Source organism: Allosaccharopolyspora coralli (assembly GCF_009664835.1).
GTDB classification, from domain to species: Bacteria; Actinomycetota; Actinomycetes; order Mycobacteriales; family Pseudonocardiaceae; genus Allosaccharopolyspora; species Allosaccharopolyspora coralli.
The window spans coordinates 2,225,352-2,244,626 of sequence record NZ_CP045929.1 but is presented as its reverse complement, the minus strand read 5'-3'; the positions used below and the strand labels follow the sequence as shown (position 1 = coordinate 2,244,626).

The window sequence follows — 19,275 nt, the reverse complement described above, 5'->3', positions numbered from 1 at the left end:
ACCCCAACGCCGTGAGGCACGAACTGGGGTGGCGGTACCGGACCTTGCAGACGTGGGTCGGGCGGCGGAACCACCCTCTTCTGCGCGGGATCGCCTTCTCGAGTGGCCACCTGTGGGGACGCACTGGTTGAGGGCGGTGGCCAGGCACCCTCGCGCCGAGGAATGCCCGCCGCCTACGCGGACCGGACACCCGGGTACCTCACCGCACGGCCAGCCGCGAGGTGAGGTACCGCAGCGGTCAGTTCGGTAGCACCTCGGGCGGGATCGGCTGGTCGTTGGCGATCGCCTCGAACATCGCCGAAGCGCTCGACTTGTCCCACAGCACGACCGACCCGCCGTTCTCGTCCGAGCCGAACCCGCCGATCGGGACCGTGGTGGTGACGCCGTCGCCGCCGCTGACCCGGCCCATCGCCCACGCCAGCGCCGCCAGATGCCACACGTGGTCGCTGTCGTTGACCAGGAACGTCTTGCCCGCCGACGAGGCCAGCGGCACCAGCCGGAACGGGTTGAGCAACGTCGCCGGGCTGGTGGCCTTGTCCACGATCGCGCCGAGCAGCTTGCGCTGGTTGGCGACCCGTTCGAGGTCGCCCTCGGAGAAGTTCCGGGAGCGTACGAACCCGAGCGCTTGACCGCCGTCGAGTTCCTGACACCCGGCCTGCAGGTCGATGCCGGCCATCGGGTCCTGCATCGGCTCGTCCAGACACATGTCCACGCCGCCGACGGCATCGACGAGATCGGCGAACCCACCGAACCCGATCTCGGCGTAGTGGTCGACCCGCACGCCGGAGGTCTTCTCCACGGTCTGGGCGAGCAGTTCGGGTCCGCCGGAATTGAACGCCGAGTTGAGCTTGCCGCGGCCCTGGTCGCCGATCGGCACGTAGGAGTCCCGCGGCAGGCTGATCAACGCGGGCTGACCGCCTCCGGCGGGCACGTGCATGAGCATCATCGTGTCGGTGCGCCGACCGGCCGCGTCACCGGCGGAGAGTTCCTCACGACGGCCCTCGTCGAGCCCCTCACGACTGTCGGTGCCCACCAGCAGCCAGTTCGTGCCGGGCGTGTCCGCGACCCGACCGGGGTAGTCGGCCAACGCCGGGGTGCGCTGCAAGGTGCTGTCGACGTAGATCACCAGGCCAGCCAGCAGCAGCACCACGACGAACAAGGCGATCCCGAGGCGACGGCCCCAGCCACCCCTGCGACGGCGCGGCTTCGGCGGCGGCCCGCTCGGCCGCTGCGGTGGCCGGTCACGGGGCGGCCCGTTGCGCGGGGGCGGAGGAGGCGCCTCGCGGCGCGGGCCCTGGTGGAACCCCCGGTAGTAATCGTAGCCACCCTGCCCCTGGGGGCGGGCACGTCCGCCCCCAGGCGGTCCTGCCGACCAATCACTCATGACCTTCACCTGGAGAAGTCGGGTCACCGACACGCCCGTGTCGGCCTTTGACCGTGCAGCATCCCAGATGCCACACGACCGACCACGCACCCCGGCGACCTCGGGTTGCATCATCCCTCCGGCGGCCACCCTTTCGCTCACCGAACTGCCCGAAAGGGGCACGGTGACCAGTCCCGATCTCTGTCCGTACACGACGGTGCCGGGCGGGTCACGACCCGCCCGGCACCGTCACGATCTCGTCAGGCTGCAGCGGCGACGGACTCCGACCACAGCCCCACCGCGTTGTCGACCTGCTCGGCGGTCACGATCAGCGGCGGGATCATCCGCACCACGTTGCCGTGCGGCCCACAGGTCAGCAGCAGCAGACCGCGCTCGGCGGCCGCCGCGTGCGCGCGCGCCGCGCTCGCGCCGTCGGGTTCCCCGTCGGCGGTGGTGAACTCGTTGCCGATCATCAGACCGCGGCCGCGCACGTCACCGATCACCGGGTGCTCGGCGGCGACCTTGCGGAGTCCCTCCATGAGCCGGTCACCCTGCTCGGCGGCGTTGGCCACCAGGTTCTCGTCGCGCACCACGTCGAGGGTGGCCAGCGCGGCGGCGGCCGCGACCGCGTTGCCGCCGTAGGTGCCGCCCTGCGAGCCCGGCCACGCCTTGCCCATGAGTTCCTCGCCGGCGGCGATCCCGGAGATCGGGAACCCGCTGGCCAGGCCCTTGGCGGTGATGACGACGTCCGGGTGGATGCCGGATGGCTCGTGACCCCAGAACGTGCCGGTACGACCCACACCGGTCTGCACCTCGTCCAGAATGAGCACCGCACCGAGCTTGTCCGCACGTTCCCGCAGTCCCTGCAGGAACGCGGCGGGCGCCGGGATGTAGCCGCCCTCACCGAGCACCGGCTCGACGAGCAGCGCGGCGGTGTCCTGCGGTGCCGACACGGTGGCCAACACATGGTCGAGCTCACGCAGCGCGAACCGCACCGCCTGCTCCTCCGACCAACCCTGCCGGTAGGCCTCCGGGAACGGGGCGAACACCGTCCCGGGCATCATCGGGCCGATCCCGGCGCGGATCTTGGTTCCCGAGGTGGTCAGCGCGCCCGCGCCCATGGTGCGGCCGTGGAAACCGCCGTGGAAGGCGATGACGTTCTGCCGCCCGGTCGCTTGCCGCGCCAGCCGCACCGACGCCTCCACGGCCTCGCTGCCGGAGTTGACGTAGAACAGCCGGTCGAGCCCGGTCGGCAGCACCTCCCCGAGTCGCTGCGTGAGATCGAGCAGCGGACGGTGCATGATCGTCGTGTACTGGCCGTGGATGAGGGTGCCCACCTGCTTCTGGGCGGCCTCGACGACCCGCGGGTGGCAGTGTCCGGTGCTGGTGACACCGATCCCGGCGGTGAAGTCGAGGTACTGGCGATCGTCCTCGTCGTAGACGTGAACACCGTCCCCGCGGGAGGCCAGTACGGGCGTCGCCTGCTTCAGCACCGGCGAGAGCTCAGCCATGATCGACTCCAGATCGGTCGGAACGTGCGGATACGGCGTGGCGCGCGGACGACACCCCCACGTCACGCCTGTAGGATTGTTGACAATCTTGCCTGACATGCAACCATCACGACTGCGTCCTGTCCACCGTCACGGCCGAGGAACGCGGACCGGTCACCGGGCTGGGCGCCACGTAGCCGTCGCAGACACCGAAGGGGCCCGTTCGCCGTGAACGACACCATCACCCACCCGCACGAGTCCCGCGTCGTCGACGCCGCACCGAAGCACCTGCTCATCGGCGGCAAATGGCGGCCGGCGACCGCGGACGCGAGCTACGAGGTCGAGGACCCCTCGACCGGCCGGGGACTGTGCTCGGTCGCCGACGCCACCCCGCTGGACGGCCTGGCGGCGTTGGCCGCCGCCGACGAGGCGCAGTCGAGCTGGGCCCAGCACCCGCCCCGCGAACGCGGCGAGATCCTGCGCCGCGCGTACGAACTCGTCATGCAGCGCCACGAGGACCTCTCGCTGCTGATGACCCTGGAAATGGGCAAGCCGCTGGTCGAGTCCCGCGCGGAGATCACCTACGCCGCGGAGTTCTTCCGCTGGTTCGCCGAGGAAGCCGTCCGCATCGACGGGGACTACGCGGTCGCGCCGAACGGCAAGGGCCGGTTCCTGGTGATGCGCCAGCCGGTCGGCCCCGCGGTGCTCATCACGCCGTGGAACTTCCCACTGGCGATGGGCACCCGCAAGATCGGCCCGGCCATCGCCGCCGGCTGCACGATGGTGATCAAACCCGCGCACCAGACCCCGCTGTCGATGTTGGCGCTCGGGGAGATCCTCCTCGAGGCCGGGTTGCCCGACGGGGTGCTCAACATCGTCACCGCCGAGGGCGCGGGCCGTGTCATGGAACCGATGATCCGCGATCCGCGTGCCCGCAAGCTCTCGTTCACCGGGTCGACCGCCGTGGGCCGCAAGCTCATCGAACAGTCCGCCGAGCAGGTGCTGAAGGTGTCGCTGGAGCTGGGCGGCAACGCCCCGTTCATCGTCTTCGACGACGCCGACCTCGACGCGGCGGTCGACGGGGCGATGATGGCCAAGATGCGCAACATCGGTGAGGCGTGCACGGCGGCCAACCGCTTCTACGTGCACGCCGACGTCGCCGACGAGTTCTCCCGCCGCATGGCCGAGCGCATGGGTGCGCTGCGGGTCGGCCGCGGGGTCACCGACGAGATCGAGGTCGGTCCGCTCATCGACTCCAGTCAGCTCGGCAAGGTCACCGAACTCGTGCAGGACGCGGTCGGCCAGGGCGCCGAGGTGGTGCTCGGCGGCGAGGCCCACGACAGCGACGGGTACTTCTATCCGCCGACGGTGCTCAAGAACGTGCCCGAGGCCGCGCGGATGCGGTCCGAGGAGATCTTCGGCCCGGTCGCGCCGATCAGCACGTTCACCGACGAACAGCAGGTCGTCGCCGACGCCAACGACACCGAGTACGGCCTGGTCACCTACGTCTACACCCAGGACCTCACACGGTCGTTGCGGGTCTGTGAGCAGCTGCAGACCGGCATGATCGGCCTCAACCAGGGCATGGTCTCCAACCCCGCGGCCCCGTTCGGCGGAGTGAAGGCCTCCGGCCTGGGCCGTGAAGGCGGCAAGGTCGGCATCGACGAGTTCCTGGAGACCAAGTACGTCGCCATCGGCGGTCTGTGAGCCGGTGCGGTGGGGGTTCGCCGGTCGTCGGCGAACCCCCACCACTCACGTGGTGCCGATGCCGGGGATCGCTGCCACGATCCGCGATTCGATCGCCTCCTTGCGGGCGCCGGACGCGGCGAGCACACCGCTGCCGTCCTCGAGTTCGAGCAGCGCGAGCAGAACGTGCTCGGTACCGACGAAGTTGTGCCCGATCCGCAGGGCTTCCCGGACCGTGAGTTCGAGCGCCTTTTTCGCCTGCGACGAGAACGGGACGAGTTCCGGCGGCTGTCCTTGCCCCTCCGGCAGGGCGTCGAGCGCGGCGCTGCGCAGCCGTTCCGGAGCCACGCCTTCGTCCGCCAGCACCTTGACGGCCATCGACTCCGGCTCGGCCAGCAGCCCGAGTACGAGGTGTTCGGCGGCGATCGTGCCGTGTCCGCTGGCGCGGGCCTCGTTCTGCGCTGCCACGACCACGTTGCGGGCGCGCGGGGTGAACCGGTGGAACCCACCTTCCTCGGGTCCGGGGTCGTCACTGCCGCCCTTGATGTGGAACCGCTTCTGCGCGGCCTGTTTGCTCACGCCGAGACCGGCCCCGATGTCGGTCCAGGACACCCCGGCGCGACGAGCCTGATCGACGAAGTGCCCCACGAGGTGGTCGGCGAGCTCGCCGAGGTGGTCTGCGGCGAGCACCGCGTTGCCGAGCCGGTCGAGCACGCCGGTGGTGCTTTCTTCGATGCCGTTGATGAGCGTGTCCAGCCGCACCGTCCCGGTCATCTCGACCGGCGTGGGCTCCTCGGTTTCGCCTGCCATGCGTCAACTGTAGGTTGACGGTTCGGTTTCGTCAACCTACAGTTGACGGGCAGCCACCTTCGTCGCGCGGGCTGCGGTCAGGAAACTGCACCGACCGGTGGTTCCGCCACCCGACCCACCGAGCAAGGCCTGAAGACAGGCGCCCTTACTCGAACGAGGCGTTCAGTCGTTTCAACGCATCGGTCATGTGCGCCTCGAGCCGAGTCAACAGCAGGTCCCGGTCGCCGGCTTCGATCGCGTCGACGAGGCCACCGTGCTCCTCCACCAGACCACGGCCGTCGTGCTGCGGATACTTGTCCTGCAACGCGTTCAGACACATCCGCTTCTCCACCAACAGCGTCCGCGCCATCCGCTGCAGCCGGGGGCTGGCGGACACGCGCACCAGCGTCTCGTGGAACTCCTGATCGGCGTCGGCGATCTCGAACGGGTCACCGCCCTCGGCGGCCGTGACCATCCGGCCGTGCGCCGCCGTCAACTCGGCGACGGCCTCCACCCGGTGATACCGCAGGATCTGCTCGCACGCCGCGCGTTCCACCGCCAGCCGCGCGGTGTAGATGTCGTAGACGTCGTCGGCGTCCAACGACGTCACGAACACGCCCCGATGGGGTTCGCTGGTGAGCAACCCTTCCTGCACCAGTCGTTGCATCGCCTCCCGCAGCGGACCCCGGCTCACTCCGAGCCGCTGGGCGAGATCGGCCTCGCCGAGCTGACTGCCCGGCTCGAGCGACCCGTGCATGATCGCCGACCGCAACTGGTCGGCGACGATCGCGGCCGTGGACTTGCGCTGCACCCGCTCCAGCTCACCGGGCTGGTTGTACTCCTCGACACCGATCACCCGACACCTCTCTCTCGCTGCGCGGTTCCCGTCGTGACCTCGTCGGGCGCGAAGCCCCGGCGGAACAGGGTTCCCAGTCCTTCGTGGCGGTCGTCGTGCCCGGTCAGCCGCAGCCCCTCCCACGCGCTGACCTGGTTGGCCGTGAGCACCGGCTTGCCCACCCGCTGCTCGAGCTCGTCCAACCAGGCCACGCTGTGCAGCGCGGTGTCCGGCATCAGCACGGCGTCGGCACCGGCGACGTCATGGGCCGCGGCGAACTCCAACACCTGCTCGCGCGGCAGTGTGCCGACCTCGGCGGCGGTGACGATCCCCCTGCTGGCCAGCCCGAGGACCTCGAACCCTGCAACGGTGAGGAACTCCCGGAACCGGTCGGCCACGTCGGCCGGATAGGTCGCGGCCACCGCCAGCCGGCGCAGACCCAGATGGCGGGCCGCGTGGACGAACGCGAACGACGTCGACGACGTCGGCAGGCCGGTCACGGCCGCGAGCGTGTCGACCTGCTCCCGCGCACCGTCCCAGCCGAACACGAAGCTGCCGGAAGTACACGCCCACACGACCGACTCGACGTCGTGGGCGAGCAGCTCGCGTGCCCCGTCGGCGAGCACGTCGGCCGAACCGACGTCGAGCAGCGCGTCGACCCGGTGGGCGTCCTCACGCATCAGCGTGTGCACCAGCGGCAGACGCAGACCACCGCCCAGCAGCCGCTCCAGCGTGGGGTAATCGTCTTCGGCGCTGTACCCGGGGTACAGGATTCCAGCGGTGTGTGACACCGGGCGCTCCATCCTTGGTCGTCAGGCCAGACCCGCCACGCAGCCGCGACGGGTTCGTCGAAAACGCGGACAGCACCGAACTGCGGTGAATTGTCGACAATCTTACCGCATCGCACGGCCCTGCCCACGCGGAGTGAAATTGCTTCGTAACTGGATCGACGCAGATCCCGGTCGAGCGAACTCACGCCGCCGACGCCGTCACCGCCTGCATCAACCGCTGATCTGGCGCGAGGGCCGTCAGCCCCATCCGCCGCAGCGCCGCCCAGATCGTCACCTGGTTCGCCGTCAGCACCGGCTTGCCCAGCTCCTGCTCGAGCGGACCGATGATGTCGTAGGTCGGCAGGTTCGTGCAGCTGATGAACATCGCGTCGGCCTCCGGCGAGTCCGCCGAACGCACGATCTCCACCACCCGCCGGTAGTCGACCGTCCAGATCCGCCCGGACAAGCCCAACCCGACGCTGCGCACCACCTCCACGCCGTACTCGTCGAGATACGCGTGCAGCAACTCGGTCACGCTCTCCACGTACGGCGTCGCGATCGCCAACCGCCGCACGTCCAGCAGTTGCAACGCCTCCACCAGCGCGCCCGACGCGGTCACCGCGCTCGGCGCCCCGGCCCCGACCATCACCTCCGTCAACGCCCGCTCACCCGACGAACCGTGCACGAAACTGCCCGACGAACAGCAGTACGCCACCACCTCCGGCTCCGGGGACAGCAGGTCACGCGTGGCGCTGTGCACCGCGGCCTCGTCACTGACCATCGAAGCCATCTCCACCGACACCGGCACCGGCACGAACGCCGTCCGCGTCAGATACAGCGACACCTCGGGAGGCGTCCACCGCCACAACTCGCGGTCGAGCGCGAGATCGAACGGGGCGACCACCCCGATCCCGCGTTGCGGCGCGGGGCCGTCGACCGAGGTCAACCACTCGGTCGCCACGACGCCGGCCCGCTACCCGGAGTGCCGCTCGTAGCGCAGCGTCTCGCCGACACTGCCCGAGCGCCACACGTCGTTGCACGCCTCCGCGAACGGCCCGAGATTTTCTACGATCGAGCCGTAGACGTTGCCGGGAACCCAGCCCACGTCCCCGTTGAGCAGCAGGTTGTTGCGCCCGTAGAAGATCGCCAGATCGATCACACCAGGCAGCTCGTCGAGCTGCTTCTCCTCCTTGAACTCGCGGTCGAGCATGCCGCCGTCGAACGAGAAGTACACGACGTCACCGGGGATCGGCGTGACCGTCGGGTTCTCCTGGCCGGGCTCGGTGCCGGCGAACCGCGGGACCATCGTGTAGACCTCGTTGCGCGCGTACTTCGCGTGATGCACGGGCCCCACCTGCGGCAGTGCCTGCCACACCGCCTCACACGTGCGCGGCGCATCCTTGTCGAGCAACTCCGCGACACAGGAGACACCACGCTTCTCCAGCGTGATCGACATGTACCTGGGCATCACACACGCACCCTGTTCGAACGTCGGGATCACCCCGGGCGGGAATCACCGGGGACGGGTCGACCTCCGCTGGCGGTCCGCCACCTCGGCGAACGCACGGATTGTTGACAATCCTACGAGCGCTTTCTAGCGTGTCAAACGCCCTGGCAGGCGCCGGTTTTGACAGCATCGACACCGTCCGACCACCGGAACCGAAGGCAGGACATGAGCCCCACGCACCCCACCGTCGTCGTCCTCCACGACGGCACCCACCCCTCGACCAGCGCCGAGATCGAACAGCTCGCCGAGGTCCGCTACGCCACCGAGAACGAACTCGCCGACGCCCTGCCCGGGGCCGACGTGCTCTTCGTCTGGCACTTCCTCTCCGAGGCCGTCGCCGACGCCTGGCCCGCACAGGACTGCCTGCGCTGGGTCCACGTCGCCAGCGCCGGCGTCGACAAGCTGCTTTTCGACGGACTTCTCGACTCGCCTGCCACCCTCACCAACTCCCGCGGCGTCTTCGACCGGCCGATGGCCGAGTACGTCCTGGGCACCGTCCTCACCTTCGCCAAGGACCTGCACACCAGCGTCCGGCTTCAGGACGAGAAACGCTGGCAGCACCGGGAAACCGAACGCATCCACGACAAGCGCGCCCTCGTCGTCGGCACCGGCCCCATCGGACGGGCCATCGCCCAGCAGCTCACCGCCGCCGGGCTGTCCGTGACCGGAGCAGGCCGGGTCGGTCGCGTCGACGACCCCGACTTCGGCGACGTCTACGCCTCCGACCAGCTCGGCGACGTCCTCGGCGACCAGGACTACGTCGTGCTCGCCGCTCCGCTGACCGAACAGACCCGGCACATGATCAACGCCGAGACCCTCGCCCGGTTCAAGCCCAGCGCACGCCTGATCAACGTCGGCCGTGGCGACCTCGCCGTGCAGGAGGACCTCGTCGAAGCACTCACCGCGGGCACCATCGCAGGCGCCGCCCTCGACGTCTTCGACACCGAACCGCTCCCGGGAACCTCACCGCTGTGGGAGATGCCGAACGTGCTCGTCTCGCCCCACATGTCCGGCGACACGGTCGGCTGGACCGACGAACTCGCCGACCTGTTCACCACCAACCTCCGCCGCTACCTCGCGGACGAGACGCTGCACAACGTCGTCGACAAGAAGCGCGGATACGTCAGCACCAGCGGATCGGAGCAGCACTGATGGCCCAACCGACCAGCACCGGCACCGACGCGGCACCGGCCGAGAGCCCGGCCGACCTGACCGCCACCGCGTTGCTCACCGCCTACCGCGACGGCACCCTGTCCCCGGTCGAGGCCACCGACGCGGTCCTCGACCGCATCGACGCCCACGACGGCGACCTCAACGCCTTCTGCCTCGTCGACGCCGACCGCGCCCGCGAGCAGGCCCGCGCCAGCGAGCAACGCTGGCACCAGGGCCGGCCCGACGGGCTCATCGACGGCGTCCCGGTGTCGATCAAGGACATCTTCCTCACCCGCGACTGGCCCACCCTCCGCGGCTCACGCACCGTCGACCCGAACCAGACCTGGGCCACCGACGGTCCCCCGGTCGCGCGCATGCGCGAGCACAACGCCGTGTTCGTCGGCAAGACCACCACGCCCGAGCTGGCATGGAAGGGCGTCACCGACAACCCGCTCACCGGCATCACCCGCAACCCGTGGAACACCAGCCGCACCCCCGGCGGCTCCAGCGGCGGCGCCTCCGCCGCCGTCGCCGCGGGCATGGCGCCGCTGTCGATCGGCACCGACGGCGGCGGCTCGGTCCGCATCCCCGCGTCCTTCTGCGGGATCTACACCATCAAACCCACCTACGGGCGCATCCCTCACTGGCCGGCCAGCCCGTACGGCACCCTCGCACACGCCGGGCCGATGACGACCACGGTCAGCGAAACAGCCCTGCTCATGGACGTCATCACCCGCTTCGACCCACGCGACTGGTCGAGTCTGCAGCCACCCGCCGCCTCCCACCTCGACGGTCTCGAGGACGGCGTGCGCGGCCTGCGGATCGCCGTCAGCCCCGGCCTCGGCTACGCCCACGTCGACCCCGAGATCGCCGCCGCCGTCACCCGCGCCGCCGAGACGTTCGCCGAACTCGGCGCGCACGTCGAGCCCGTCGACCCCGGCATCGGCGACTGCGTCGAGGAGTTCCACACCCTCTGGTTCAGCGGAGCCGCCAAGTCCACCGAACACCTCACCGATGCCCAGCGCGCACTCCTCGACCCCGGACTGCGTGAGATCGTCGACGAAGGCAACCGCTACTCGGCGCAGGACTACCTCGAAGCGATGCGGGTACGAATGGCCCTCGGCGAACACTTCGGCCGGTTCCACCAGACCTACGACCTGCTGCTCACCGCCACCGTCCCGGTCTCCCCGTTCGAAGCAGGCCGCGAGGTCCCCGACGGGGCGCCCTACCGGCGCTGGACGGGATGGACCCCACTGACCTACCCGTTCAACATGACCCAGCAGCCCGCCGCCAGCGTCCCCTGTGGACACGACTCCGACGGACTACCGATCGGACTGCAGGTCGTGGCCGCACGCCATCAGGACCCGCTCGTGCTCCGCGCCTCCCGCGCGTTCGAACGGGCCCGCCCCTGGCACCGCCCCACGCTCTGATCGCAACGGCGGGCGCGACACCCCACCCGGTGGCCGGTGGCTCAGAGCGCATTCGTGGGACTTGGGTAAGTGGTCCAAGACCGACGTCCGGAGCCCCTAACCCTGCTCAGGCTGAGCACGTGAGAGGCGGCCCGACGGGCACAACTGCCAGATTCCCCACGCCCTGTCACACGATCGACGGAACACGGGAACGCCGCAGTCGCGCCTCGCCGTCTCACCGGTGAGACACCCCGCGTAACCGGAAGAAGAGCCACCGGATGACCACCGTGCCCGCCGTCGCCCAAGGCGGCCCCGAACACGGCCGCACCCTGCGCGTCGCCCTCGACTCGACCGGCCACCCCACCGCCCGGCACACCCAACCAGCACGCTCGACCCCTGGCAGCTGCCCACGCCCAGGACAACGCCCGCCCGTGCTCGTCTACGAACGCCGCGAACAACTCCCCGACGGAACCTGGCACTACCTCTACGTCGGAGCCCGCACCCAGAACTGAACCACCTCAGAAGCCATCTGGGGACTTGGGTGGGTGGGCACGAACGGGCAACGCCAGAGCCCCTCACCCTGCCGCGGCTGATCGCGTGTGAGGGGCACACATGCCAGTTCCCGAATGCCCTTTCAGGCGTCCAAGAACGCGCCCGAAGGTCCCGGCCGGTAGACGCACCGGAAGCCGACGTGCGTCGTGGCCGTGTCCACGTTCTCCCCCTGCCGCGCGGCGGGCCGATACCGGAAGCACTGCTCCCCCGAGCACAGGTGCGAACCACCCTTGAGTACCCGCTGCGGAAACTCCAACGCCGCGGCGTCCTCCAACGACACCGACGGATCCGGCGCCGTCACCTGCGGATTCCGCACCGTGCAGCATGCCGATCCGCTGTGGACCGGACGCCAGAAGTCCATCGTCCACTCCCACACGTTGCCCGCCAGGTCGTAGAGCCCGTATCCGTTCGGCGGAAACGCCCCCACCGGCGAGGTCCCCTCCCAGCCGGCGGCGGTGCGGTTCACCCACGGAAACTCACCCTGCCAAGTGTTGGCCATCAACTCCCCACCCGGACACTCCGTGTGACCCCAGCAGAACGTCGCCCCGTCGAGTCCCCCACGCGCCGCGTACTCCCACTCGGCCTCGGTCGGCAACTCCTTGCCCGCCCACGCCGCATACGCCGCCGCGTCCTCGAAACACACCTGCACCACCGGGTGATCACCGCGAGCCTCCAGGCCACTGCCCGGACCCTGCGGCCGCCACCAGCACGCCCCCTGAACGTACGACCACCACTGCACCGGGTCGGCGCCCACTATCGCGCCGGGCACCCCTGCTCCGAACACCAACGAGCCCGGCGACAGACCCACGGGTCCCGGCGTGCGCTCGGCGACCGTCACGTAGTCCGTGGCCGCCACGAACCGCGCGAACTGATCATTGGTCACCGGGTACCGGTCGATCCGGAACGACTCGACCTGAACCGGATGCGCCGGAGCCTCCTCCACATAGTGATCATCGGAGCCCATCATGAAATTCCCGGCGGGCACCAACACCATCTCGGCGTCGTCCCGGACCGCGCCGCGCGTGGCGATGTCGGTCACCGCGTCGTTCCGGCTGGGCTTCACCTCACCGACGCTAAGCACGGCTCCGCCGCCCTGCTCCCCGACACCAGATCCTTCACTCAGTCGGGTGGCACAGCCTTTGTGACCTGCCGATCTTCAGCACGCTCCACAGTGGCCCGCCGCACCCACGCGGCGGAATGGCCCCGCACACGACAACGTTCGCCGACCGCACTCACTCGCCCCAGTGCGAGAGCACATGCTTGACTCGGCTGTACTCCTCCAACCCGAAACGTCCGAAATCGCGAGCGGAAGCCGAATGCTTGAACCCGCTGTGCGGCATCTCGGCCACCACTTGATCGTGCGTGTTGATCCACACCGTGCCCGCCTGCACCTGCCGAGACAGCCGCATCGCCCGCGCGTGATCGCGCGTCCACACGCTCGCGACCAGCCCGTAGCGGACACCGTTCGCCCACTCCAACGCCTGCTGCTCCCCCGAGAACCGTTGCAGCGACATGACCGGGCCCAGGACCTCGTGCTGCACCAGCTCGTCCTCCTGCTCCATATCGGCCACCACCGTCGCCTCGTGGAAGAAGCCCGGCCGGTCCAGCCGACGACCACCCGCCACGACGCGGGCGTGCGCGGGCAGCCGGTCCAGATGGGACTCGACCACATCGCGCTGACCAGCACTGTTCAACGGACCGAACGCCGCATCGATGTCCTCCGGCGGGCCGGGGCGCATCCAGCGCGCCCGCCGGGCCACCGCGTCCACCATCTCGTCGTAGACCTCGTCGGCCACCAACACCCGACTCGACGCGGTACAACTCTGACCGGCGTTCCCGAACGCCGCCGCGCACAACCGATCCGCGGCTGCCTCCACGTCGGCGTCCTCGAACACCAGCGCAGGCGCCTTACCTCCCAACTGCAGGTGCGCACGCTTGAGATCGGCCGCCACCGCGCCGGCGACCTCCATCCCCGACCGCACCGTCCCGGTGATCGAGAACATGCCCGGCACCGCGTGCGCCACCATCGCCCGGCCCGAGTCACGATCCCCGCAGATCACGTTGACCACACCCGGCGGAAAATGCTCCGCGGCCAGCTCCACCAGCAACAACGTCGACAACGGTGTCGTCTCCGCTGGCTTGATCACCACCGTGTTGCCCGCCGCCACCGCAGGCGCGATCTTCGAGGCCGCCAACAGCAACGGATGCGTCCACGACGTCACCTGCGCGACCACCCCGATCGGCTCCCGCCGCGCGAACGACGTACTGCCCGCCACGTACTCACCGGCCGCACCGCCCTCCAGCAGGCGCGCGGCAGAGGCGTAGAAGCGCACCGCGTCCACCGCCAGCGGCAACTCGACCTCGGCCACATGCGAACGCTGCTTGCCGGTCACCCGACACTCGGCGGAGACCAAATCCTCGGCGCGCGACTCCATCGCCTCGGCCAAGGCCAACAGTGCACGCTGCCGATCCTGCGGCGTCGTCGACGCCCACGACTCGCACGCACCCGCCGCCACGTGCATCGCGGCATCGACGTCCATCCACCGTGTCACCGGCGACGTACCGAACTCCTCCCCGGTACTCGGGTCGACGAGCGGCAACACCTCCCCGGCCAAGGTGCCCGTCCGGACACCGCCGACGACGTTCTCCAGCTGAAGCGCCGTGGTCACGCCACACCTCCAAGCCCGGAATCCCGGGGTCACGCGTTGGCTCAGAGGGCATTTTGGAACTTGGGTGAACGGTCCGGGGCCGCCGCCCCAGTTTCGCCGGAGCCCCTCACCGTGCCACGGCTGGTCACGTATGAGGCGTGTCCTACGGACACACATGCCAGTTCCAAAAGCACTCTCACACCCGCGCGACCCTATCCGGGCGAGGAAGCCACCGGTCGCACGATCACCAGCGCGTCCGCAACCGCCACTGCACGCCGACACTGACCGCCAGCAGGACCACGACCGGCAAGAAGCCCCACCGATACGCCTCGACGGCGGGCAACTCCGCCGTCACCTGCAACACCGCACCGACACCCACCTGCATCAGCACGGCGCCGACGAAGCCGCCCATGTTGACGACACCGGACGCCGTGCCCGACCGATGCACCGGGTTGGCGAGGCGGGCACCGTCGAACGCCAACATCGCCGCACCGCCGCCGGCCCCGATCACGACGAGCAGCGTCACCAACACCGTCGTCGGCAACACCCCTGGCCAGGCCACCAGCGACACCCACGCGCCGAGCACGACCGCTCCCAGGCCGGCGGAGAACAGCTCACGCCGCCGCGGGCGCCCCGCGACCCACTGGCCGCAGCACCACGCACTCACCACGAACGCCGCCACGCACACCATGAGCAGCGCCCCGGCACCGTCGGCATCGAACCCCTGGGCCTCGGTCAACCATGGAGCGCCCCATAGCGTCGTCACCACGACGAACTGCGACATGAACACCGCGTGCACCCAGAAGGAGTGTCCGGTCCCCCTGCGGCGCACCACCTCCCACAGCATCCCGTTCACCGACTCGTCAGGCCCGGTCTCCACCGGAGCTCCGGCCGGCCGGTCGCGCACGGCACCCCACACCAGGACCGTGATCACACCGGTCACCAGGGCAGCGGACAGGAACGTGGCCACCCAGCCCCACGAGTGCAGCGCCGTGGTCAACGGCATCGTCGCCACCAGCTGCCCGGCCCCACCCGCGAGCCCGGTCAACGCCGCGACCTTGCCGTATCGCTCCGGTGGGAACCACTGAGCGGCCAGCCGCAATACGTTGATGAACATGAAGGCGTCGCCGACCCCGATGAGCAGCCGCCCGGTGATGCCGCCGAGCAGCGAACCACTGATCGCGAACACCGCCGACCCCACGGCCAGTGCCACCGCCCCCGCAGCGATCACCCGCCGCGGCCCCCACCGGTCGGCGACGACCCCGCTGGGCACCTGCAGCAAGACATACACGCCGAGCTGGACAACCGAGAACAGCGCCAACACGCCCGGCCCCACGTCGAAACGCTGCGCCGCGTCCGGAGCGGCGACTCCGAGGCTCGCGCGGTGGAACAACGCGGCCACGTAGGCGGAGACGCCCACACCCCAGACCCACCACGCACGGCGACTCGACCTCTTGTTCGGCTCGACCGGCGGGGACGGGCGCTGCACGGACACGCTCGTCGACACTCGACACCTCCTCAGCTTGCATACAGCTTAGATACAAGCAGTGCCGGATACGATGGTCACGTGTCGAGCGCAACATCACCCACTCCCGAGACCCCCGCAGCCGACCGTGCCTACGAGCACGTCAAGACGAGCCTGCTCGAGGGCACCTATCCGGACGGCCACCTGCTGTCCGAGGGTGAGATCGCGACCGCGCTGAGCATGTCCCGCACGCCCGTGCGAGAGGCGTTCCTGCGCCTGCAGGGGGAAGGATTCCTGCAGCTCTACCCCAAGCGGGGAGCACTCGTCGTCCCCGTCACGCCCACCGAAGCCCGGTCCCTCATGGAGGCCCGGCTCGCACTGGAGACCTTCGCCCTCGACAAGCTCGCTCTCGACGGCGTGGACTCCATCACCGCCGTCGGCAAGGACCTCGCCGAACACCCGGCCTGCGACCCCTCCGATCTCACCGACGCGCAGATGCACAACGCCGACCGGGACTTTCACGCCCAGCTCGTCGCCGCCTCCGGCAACCCGGTCGTCACCGACCTCTACAACGCCTTGCGCGACCGTCAGATGCGCATCACCGCCACCGCGCGTACCCACCTGCGGCGACCGCGCATCACCCATCAGCACTCGCAGGTCGCCGAAGCGCTCCGAGACGGCGACATCGACCTGGCCCGCACCCGCCTGCGACAACACCTCCTCGACACCGTTCGCGACCTCGACATCGCCCCCGGCACCTATCTGCAACCTCGGGACTGACGGCGCTCACGCAGCGCCGTGCGTCTGTGCTGCTTTCTGGGCGAGGTGAAGAGATGAGAGTGAGTCGCGATCGTTAATTTCGACCCACACTGAAACTATGGATACTTTTTAACACACGACCACGTTCCGTCGCTCGGCACGAGCTCACTGCTTGCGGAGTGCCCGGCGGGCGTGAGCCTTTTTAGTTGCCATAGGCACCAAAAGGGCTCACGCCTGGTCACCACGACATCCCCAGGCCACGAGCGGTGTAGAAGATGCAGTGGCGCGGGTAGTCCGGAAGGTGCGGCATCCGCAGAACCGTTCACCACACCGGCGCACCCTGTCCGGCTGACGGCACGGTTGTCCGGTGTGCCCGCACCATTACCGCCTCGCCCGGCAGGATTCGCGCATGAGCAGCAGAAACAGGCCACTCGCGCTCGTCACGGGAGCATCCAACGGCATCGGTTACGAACTGGCGCTGGCGTTCGCGCGCGGCGGATTCGACCTGCTCGCAACCGGACGTAGCACCACCATCCACGCGGTCGAAGCAGACTTCAGCAGCGTCGGCGCCAACGTCACCACGGTGCAAGCCGACCTGAGCACCGCTGAGGGAACGGAGACGCTGTGGAAAGCAGTACACGACCACGCAAAACCGGTGGAGGCTGGCGCCCTCAACGCGGGCATCGGGCTCGGTGGCGCCTTCCTGGACAACGATCTCGATGAGCAGCTACAGCTGATCGAAATCAACATCAGCTCCGTCGTGCGACTGACCAAGTATCTCGCCGATGCCATGGCGCACCGGGGGCGCGGGCGCATCCTGATCACGTCGTCGATCTCAGCGACGCTGCCGACACCGTACGAAACCGTGTACGGCCCCTCGCGGGCGTTCACCCGCATGTTCGCCCTGAGCCTCCGCGAGGAGCTGCGCGGCACTGGTGTCACCGTGACCACGCTCATGCCGGGTGCGACGAACAGCGACTTCCACGCGCGGGCAGGGATGAACGACACCGCGTTCGGCCCGAACGAAGGCAAGAACGACAAGGCCGAAATCGCTCGGCAAGGGTTCGACGCCCTGCTGACGGGAAAGGCCGAGGTGGTGGCGGGAGATCGGACGACGAAACGCACCGCCCTGGTCAACCGCCTCCTGCCCGAACCACTCAAGGCCGCCCACCACGCCCGGAAGGCCAAGCCACGTCGCTGATCAGCAAGAGCCCGCGCACCCCGGCGAGAATCAGAGGTGTTGCCGTGCCCGGACGTTCGAAGGGGTTGGTCGCCGTTGTGACCGGTGCGTCGAGTGGCATCGGCGCGGCCACCGCACGAGCCCTCGCCGGAGAGGGAGCGGCCGTCGCGTTGTTGGCTCGACGGCACAGGAAGCTCACGGAACTCGCCGATGATCACGGGCCCGCCGAGAGTGTGCACGGCGCCGACGTCAGCGATCGCGATGCGGTGCGTCGCGCCGTCGACGAGGTCGTCGACGTCAACGTCCGGTGTGCCGGCTGCGACACACGTCGCGTTGCCGCGCCTGACGACGGCAGCCGATCGTCGCGGCATCGCCGATGTCGTCATCGTGAGTTCCGTGGGCGGACGCAACATCACCACGCCGGAGTCGAACGTCTACGCCGCGACCAAACACGCCGTCGGCGCGTTCAGCGAAGCGCTGCGGCAAGAGTTCGCCTCCCGGCACGTGCGCGTCGGCCTCGTCGAGCCCGGCCTGGTGCGCAGCGAACTCACCGAACGAACCAACCCGCCCAGCCCCACCATTCCGGACAGCGACCACGGTGTGCTGGCTGCCGACGACGTCGCCGACGCCGTCCTCTACATGGTCACCAGGCCGAGCCACTCCGCGATCAACGAGCTACTGCTCCTACCAACCGAGCAACACCGCTGACCCCGGAGTCGAGCCTGCGAAACTAGCGGTCGTTAGCTGCCGGGGCAAAGGACAAGTCCCGAGCTCTCATGAGTTCGGGGGTCAACCGGACCAGCCGAGTCGCCTGACCCGGAACCCGGCTCATCTGTTGATGTAGTTCGCGCGATCAACCGGGCATGTCCTGGGAGGAAGCGGGTGGACTTGTCGGACCAAGGGAGCATACGTAGCGCGATCGGCTATCGGGGCGGGGGTGAGGCCCTGTTGCGATGACTGTACGAAATGATATCGTGAGGTTGATATCGGAGGTGGTCGTAGTGGAACAGATCCTGATCCGCAGCCTGCCCGCGGGGACCAAGGCAGCGCTGCGTGCGCGAGCCGAGTACCACCACCGATCCGTCGAGGCGGAGGCGCGCCAGATTCTCGCCGACGCCCTCGAGCGCGAGCCCGCCACGATCGTCGACCTGTTGAGCATGGACGAAGGCGCCGACATCGAGTTCGAGCCCCAGCGGCTTGGCCTGACCGCCCGGAGTTCTGAACTGTGAGGTACGTCCTCGACACCAACGTGGTCTCCTCACTGCGAGTCCGCGGACGGAATCCATCGGTCGAGGTCTGGGCGGCGTCGATTCCGGCAACTGACCAGTTCGTCACTGTCACGACGATCGCAGAGATCGAACGCGGTGTCGTTGCCAAGGAACGAGTCGACGCGGCACAAGGCGAGGTCCTGCGCCGATGGCTCGAAGAGCGCGTCTTGCCGACCTTCGCCGACCGCGTACTGCCGTTCGACCTGCCGGCCGCGCGGATCCTTGCCACCTTTCGGGTTCCCGAGCACGCACCGTTGGACGACGCCCTCATCGCCGCCATTGCGCAGGCGACAGAAATGGCCGTCGCGACGAGAAACACCAAACACTTCGAACCCCTCGGCGTTCACTGCCACAACCCATGGAATCAGGCCGCGCGTACAAGGTCGTGAGCGTCCTTAACGG

At 69.1% G+C, this 19,275-nt stretch carries 18 protein-coding genes and 1 pseudogene; 9 read left to right on the top strand and 10 right to left on the bottom strand.

Annotated elements, in window-relative coordinates; translation table 11 throughout:
• Window positions 1-238 precede the first annotated feature (238 nt).
• A complete protein-coding gene (locus GIY23_RS10615; protein WP_154076504.1) occupies window positions 239-1,384 on the bottom strand; it encodes an LCP family protein in 1,146 nt (381 codons plus the stop codon).
• Between the two features lie 239 nt (window positions 1,385-1,623).
• The gene (locus GIY23_RS10610; RefSeq protein ID WP_154076503.1) at window positions 1,624-2,874 is read right to left on the bottom strand and encodes an aspartate aminotransferase family protein; all 1,251 of its coding nucleotides are present in this window, start codon (window positions 2,872-2,874) and stop codon (window positions 1,624-1,626) included.
• A gap of 207 nt (window positions 2,875-3,081) precedes the next feature.
• On the opposite strand from GIY23_RS10610, the gene GIY23_RS10605 reads away from it, so the two are divergent.
• On the top strand, window positions 3,082-4,560 hold the full coding sequence (locus GIY23_RS10605) for an NAD-dependent succinate-semialdehyde dehydrogenase (RefSeq protein ID WP_407646853.1): 1,479 nt from the start codon (window positions 3,082-3,084) through the stop codon (window positions 4,558-4,560).
• Window positions 4,561-4,605: 45 nt separating this feature from the next.
• On the opposite strand, the gene GIY23_RS10600 is transcribed toward GIY23_RS10605, so the two are convergent.
• From GIY23_RS10600 to GIY23_RS10580, 5 genes are all read right to left on the bottom strand, one after another.
• Complete coding sequence (locus GIY23_RS10600; protein WP_228717651.1) at window positions 4,606-5,349, bottom strand: Clp protease N-terminal domain-containing protein; 744 nt, start codon at window positions 5,347-5,349, stop codon at window positions 4,606-4,608.
• A 145-nt stretch (window positions 5,350-5,494) separates the two neighbouring features.
• Window positions 5,495-6,184, bottom strand: a complete 690-nt coding sequence (locus GIY23_RS10595; protein WP_154076502.1) for a GntR family transcriptional regulator — start codon at window positions 6,182-6,184, stop codon at window positions 5,495-5,497.
• Window positions 6,181-6,966 carry a maleate cis-trans isomerase family protein gene (locus tag GIY23_RS10590; RefSeq protein ID WP_154076501.1) on the bottom strand — a complete coding sequence of 262 codons (786 nt, stop codon included), beginning with the start codon at window positions 6,964-6,966 and terminating at the stop codon, window positions 6,181-6,183. Before GIY23_RS10590 ends, GIY23_RS10595 begins: the two co-directional genes overlap by 4 nt.
• 169 nt (window positions 6,967-7,135) lie before the next feature.
• Window positions 7,136-7,894, bottom strand: coding sequence for a maleate cis-trans isomerase family protein (locus GIY23_RS10585; RefSeq protein ID WP_154076500.1), 759 nt, complete (start codon window positions 7,892-7,894; stop codon window positions 7,136-7,138).
• A gap of 12 nt (window positions 7,895-7,906) precedes the next feature.
• On the bottom strand, window positions 7,907-8,401 hold the full coding sequence (locus tag GIY23_RS10580; RefSeq protein ID WP_154076499.1) for a DUF3830 family protein: 495 nt from the start codon (window positions 8,399-8,401) through the stop codon (window positions 7,907-7,909).
• Between the two features lie 204 nt (window positions 8,402-8,605).
• Here GIY23_RS10580 and GIY23_RS10575 point away from each other — a divergent pair, with 204 nt between their 5' ends.
• The 3 genes from GIY23_RS10575 to GIY23_RS10565 all read left to right on the top strand — a co-directional run bounded on the left by GIY23_RS10575 (window position 8,606) and on the right by GIY23_RS10565 (window position 11,513).
• A complete protein-coding gene (locus GIY23_RS10575) occupies window positions 8,606-9,592 on the top strand; it encodes a D-2-hydroxyacid dehydrogenase (RefSeq protein WP_154076498.1) in 987 nt (328 codons plus the stop codon).
• Window positions 9,592-11,022 (top strand): amidase, encoded by a 1,431-nt coding sequence (locus GIY23_RS10570; RefSeq protein WP_154076497.1) that lies wholly within the window; start codon window positions 9,592-9,594, stop codon window positions 11,020-11,022. The genes GIY23_RS10575 and GIY23_RS10570 overlap by 1 nt, the downstream gene beginning before the upstream one ends.
• Before the next feature lie 257 nt (window positions 11,023-11,279).
• A complete protein-coding gene (locus GIY23_RS10565; protein WP_154076496.1) occupies window positions 11,280-11,513 on the top strand; it encodes a hypothetical protein in 234 nt (77 codons plus the stop codon).
• A 122-nt stretch (window positions 11,514-11,635) separates the two neighbouring features.
• Here the strand turns inward: GIY23_RS10565 and GIY23_RS10560 are convergent, their stop codons facing one another.
• The 3 genes from GIY23_RS10560 to GIY23_RS10550 form a co-directional block, all read right to left on the bottom strand.
• A complete protein-coding gene (locus GIY23_RS10560; RefSeq protein ID WP_228717650.1) occupies window positions 11,636-12,616 on the bottom strand; it encodes a formylglycine-generating enzyme family protein in 981 nt (326 codons plus the stop codon).
• Between the two features lie 169 nt (window positions 12,617-12,785).
• Complete coding sequence (locus tag GIY23_RS10555) at window positions 12,786-14,222, bottom strand: aldehyde dehydrogenase family protein (protein ID WP_228717649.1); 1,437 nt, start codon at window positions 14,220-14,222, stop codon at window positions 12,786-12,788.
• A 223-nt stretch (window positions 14,223-14,445) separates the two neighbouring features.
• Window positions 14,446-15,708 carry an MFS transporter gene (locus GIY23_RS10550; RefSeq protein WP_154076494.1) on the bottom strand — a complete coding sequence of 421 codons (1,263 nt, stop codon included), beginning with the start codon at window positions 15,706-15,708 and terminating at the stop codon, window positions 14,446-14,448.
• Between the two features lie 60 nt (window positions 15,709-15,768).
• On the opposite strand from GIY23_RS10550, the gene GIY23_RS10545 reads away from it, so the two are divergent.
• The 5 genes and pseudogenes from GIY23_RS10545 (at window position 15,769) to GIY23_RS10525 (ending at window position 19,262) form a co-directional block, all read left to right on the top strand.
• Window positions 15,769-16,446, top strand: coding sequence for a GntR family transcriptional regulator (locus GIY23_RS10545; RefSeq protein WP_154076493.1), 678 nt, complete (start codon window positions 15,769-15,771; stop codon window positions 16,444-16,446).
• A 388-nt stretch (window positions 16,447-16,834) separates the two neighbouring features.
• Window positions 16,835-17,626 carry an SDR family NAD(P)-dependent oxidoreductase gene (locus GIY23_RS10540; protein WP_154076492.1) on the top strand — a complete coding sequence of 264 codons (792 nt, stop codon included), beginning with the start codon at window positions 16,835-16,837 and terminating at the stop codon, window positions 17,624-17,626.
• 44 nt (window positions 17,627-17,670) lie between these two features.
• Window positions 17,671-18,313: pseudogene (locus GIY23_RS10535) on the top strand (SDR family oxidoreductase).
• Window positions 18,314-18,606: 293 nt separating this feature from the next.
• Complete coding sequence (locus tag GIY23_RS10530) at window positions 18,607-18,834, top strand: FitA-like ribbon-helix-helix domain-containing protein (RefSeq protein WP_154076491.1); 228 nt, start codon at window positions 18,607-18,609, stop codon at window positions 18,832-18,834.
• A complete protein-coding gene (locus GIY23_RS10525; protein ID WP_154076490.1) occupies window positions 18,831-19,262 on the top strand; it encodes a type II toxin-antitoxin system VapC family toxin in 432 nt (143 codons plus the stop codon). The genes GIY23_RS10530 and GIY23_RS10525 overlap by 4 nt, the downstream gene beginning before the upstream one ends.
• Window positions 19,263-19,275 lie beyond the last annotated feature (13 nt).

Bases quoted from the DNA above. Each gene is read 5' to 3' on its own strand.
- GIY23_RS10565 (WP_154076496.1), top strand. From the start codon at position 11,280: ATGACCACCGTGCCCGCCGTCGCCCAAGGCGGCCCCGAACACGGCCGC.
- GIY23_RS10540 (WP_154076492.1), top strand. From the start codon at position 16,835: ATGAGCAGCAGAAACAGGCCACTCGCGCTCGTCACGGGAGCATCCAAC.
- GIY23_RS10610 (WP_154076503.1), bottom strand. From the start codon at position 2,874: ATGGCTGAGCTCTCGCCGGTGCTGAAGCAGGCGACGCCCGTACTGGCC.
- GIY23_RS10590 (WP_154076501.1), bottom strand. From the start codon at position 6,966: ATGGAGCGCCCGGTGTCACACACCGCTGGAATCCTGTACCCCGGGTAC.
- GIY23_RS10580 (WP_154076499.1), bottom strand. From the start codon at position 8,401: ATGCCCAGGTACATGTCGATCACGCTGGAGAAGCGTGGTGTCTCCTGT.
- GIY23_RS10570 (WP_154076497.1), top strand. From the start codon at position 9,592: ATGGCCCAACCGACCAGCACCGGCACCGACGCGGCACCGGCCGAGAGC.
- GIY23_RS10575 (WP_154076498.1), top strand. From the start codon at position 8,606: ATGAGCCCCACGCACCCCACCGTCGTCGTCCTCCACGACGGCACCCAC.
- GIY23_RS10615 (WP_154076504.1), bottom strand. From the start codon at position 1,384: ATGAGTGATTGGTCGGCAGGACCGCCTGGGGGCGGACGTGCCCGCCCC.
- GIY23_RS10600 (WP_228717651.1), bottom strand. From the start codon at position 5,349: ATGGCAGGCGAAACCGAGGAGCCCACGCCGGTCGAGATGACCGGGACG.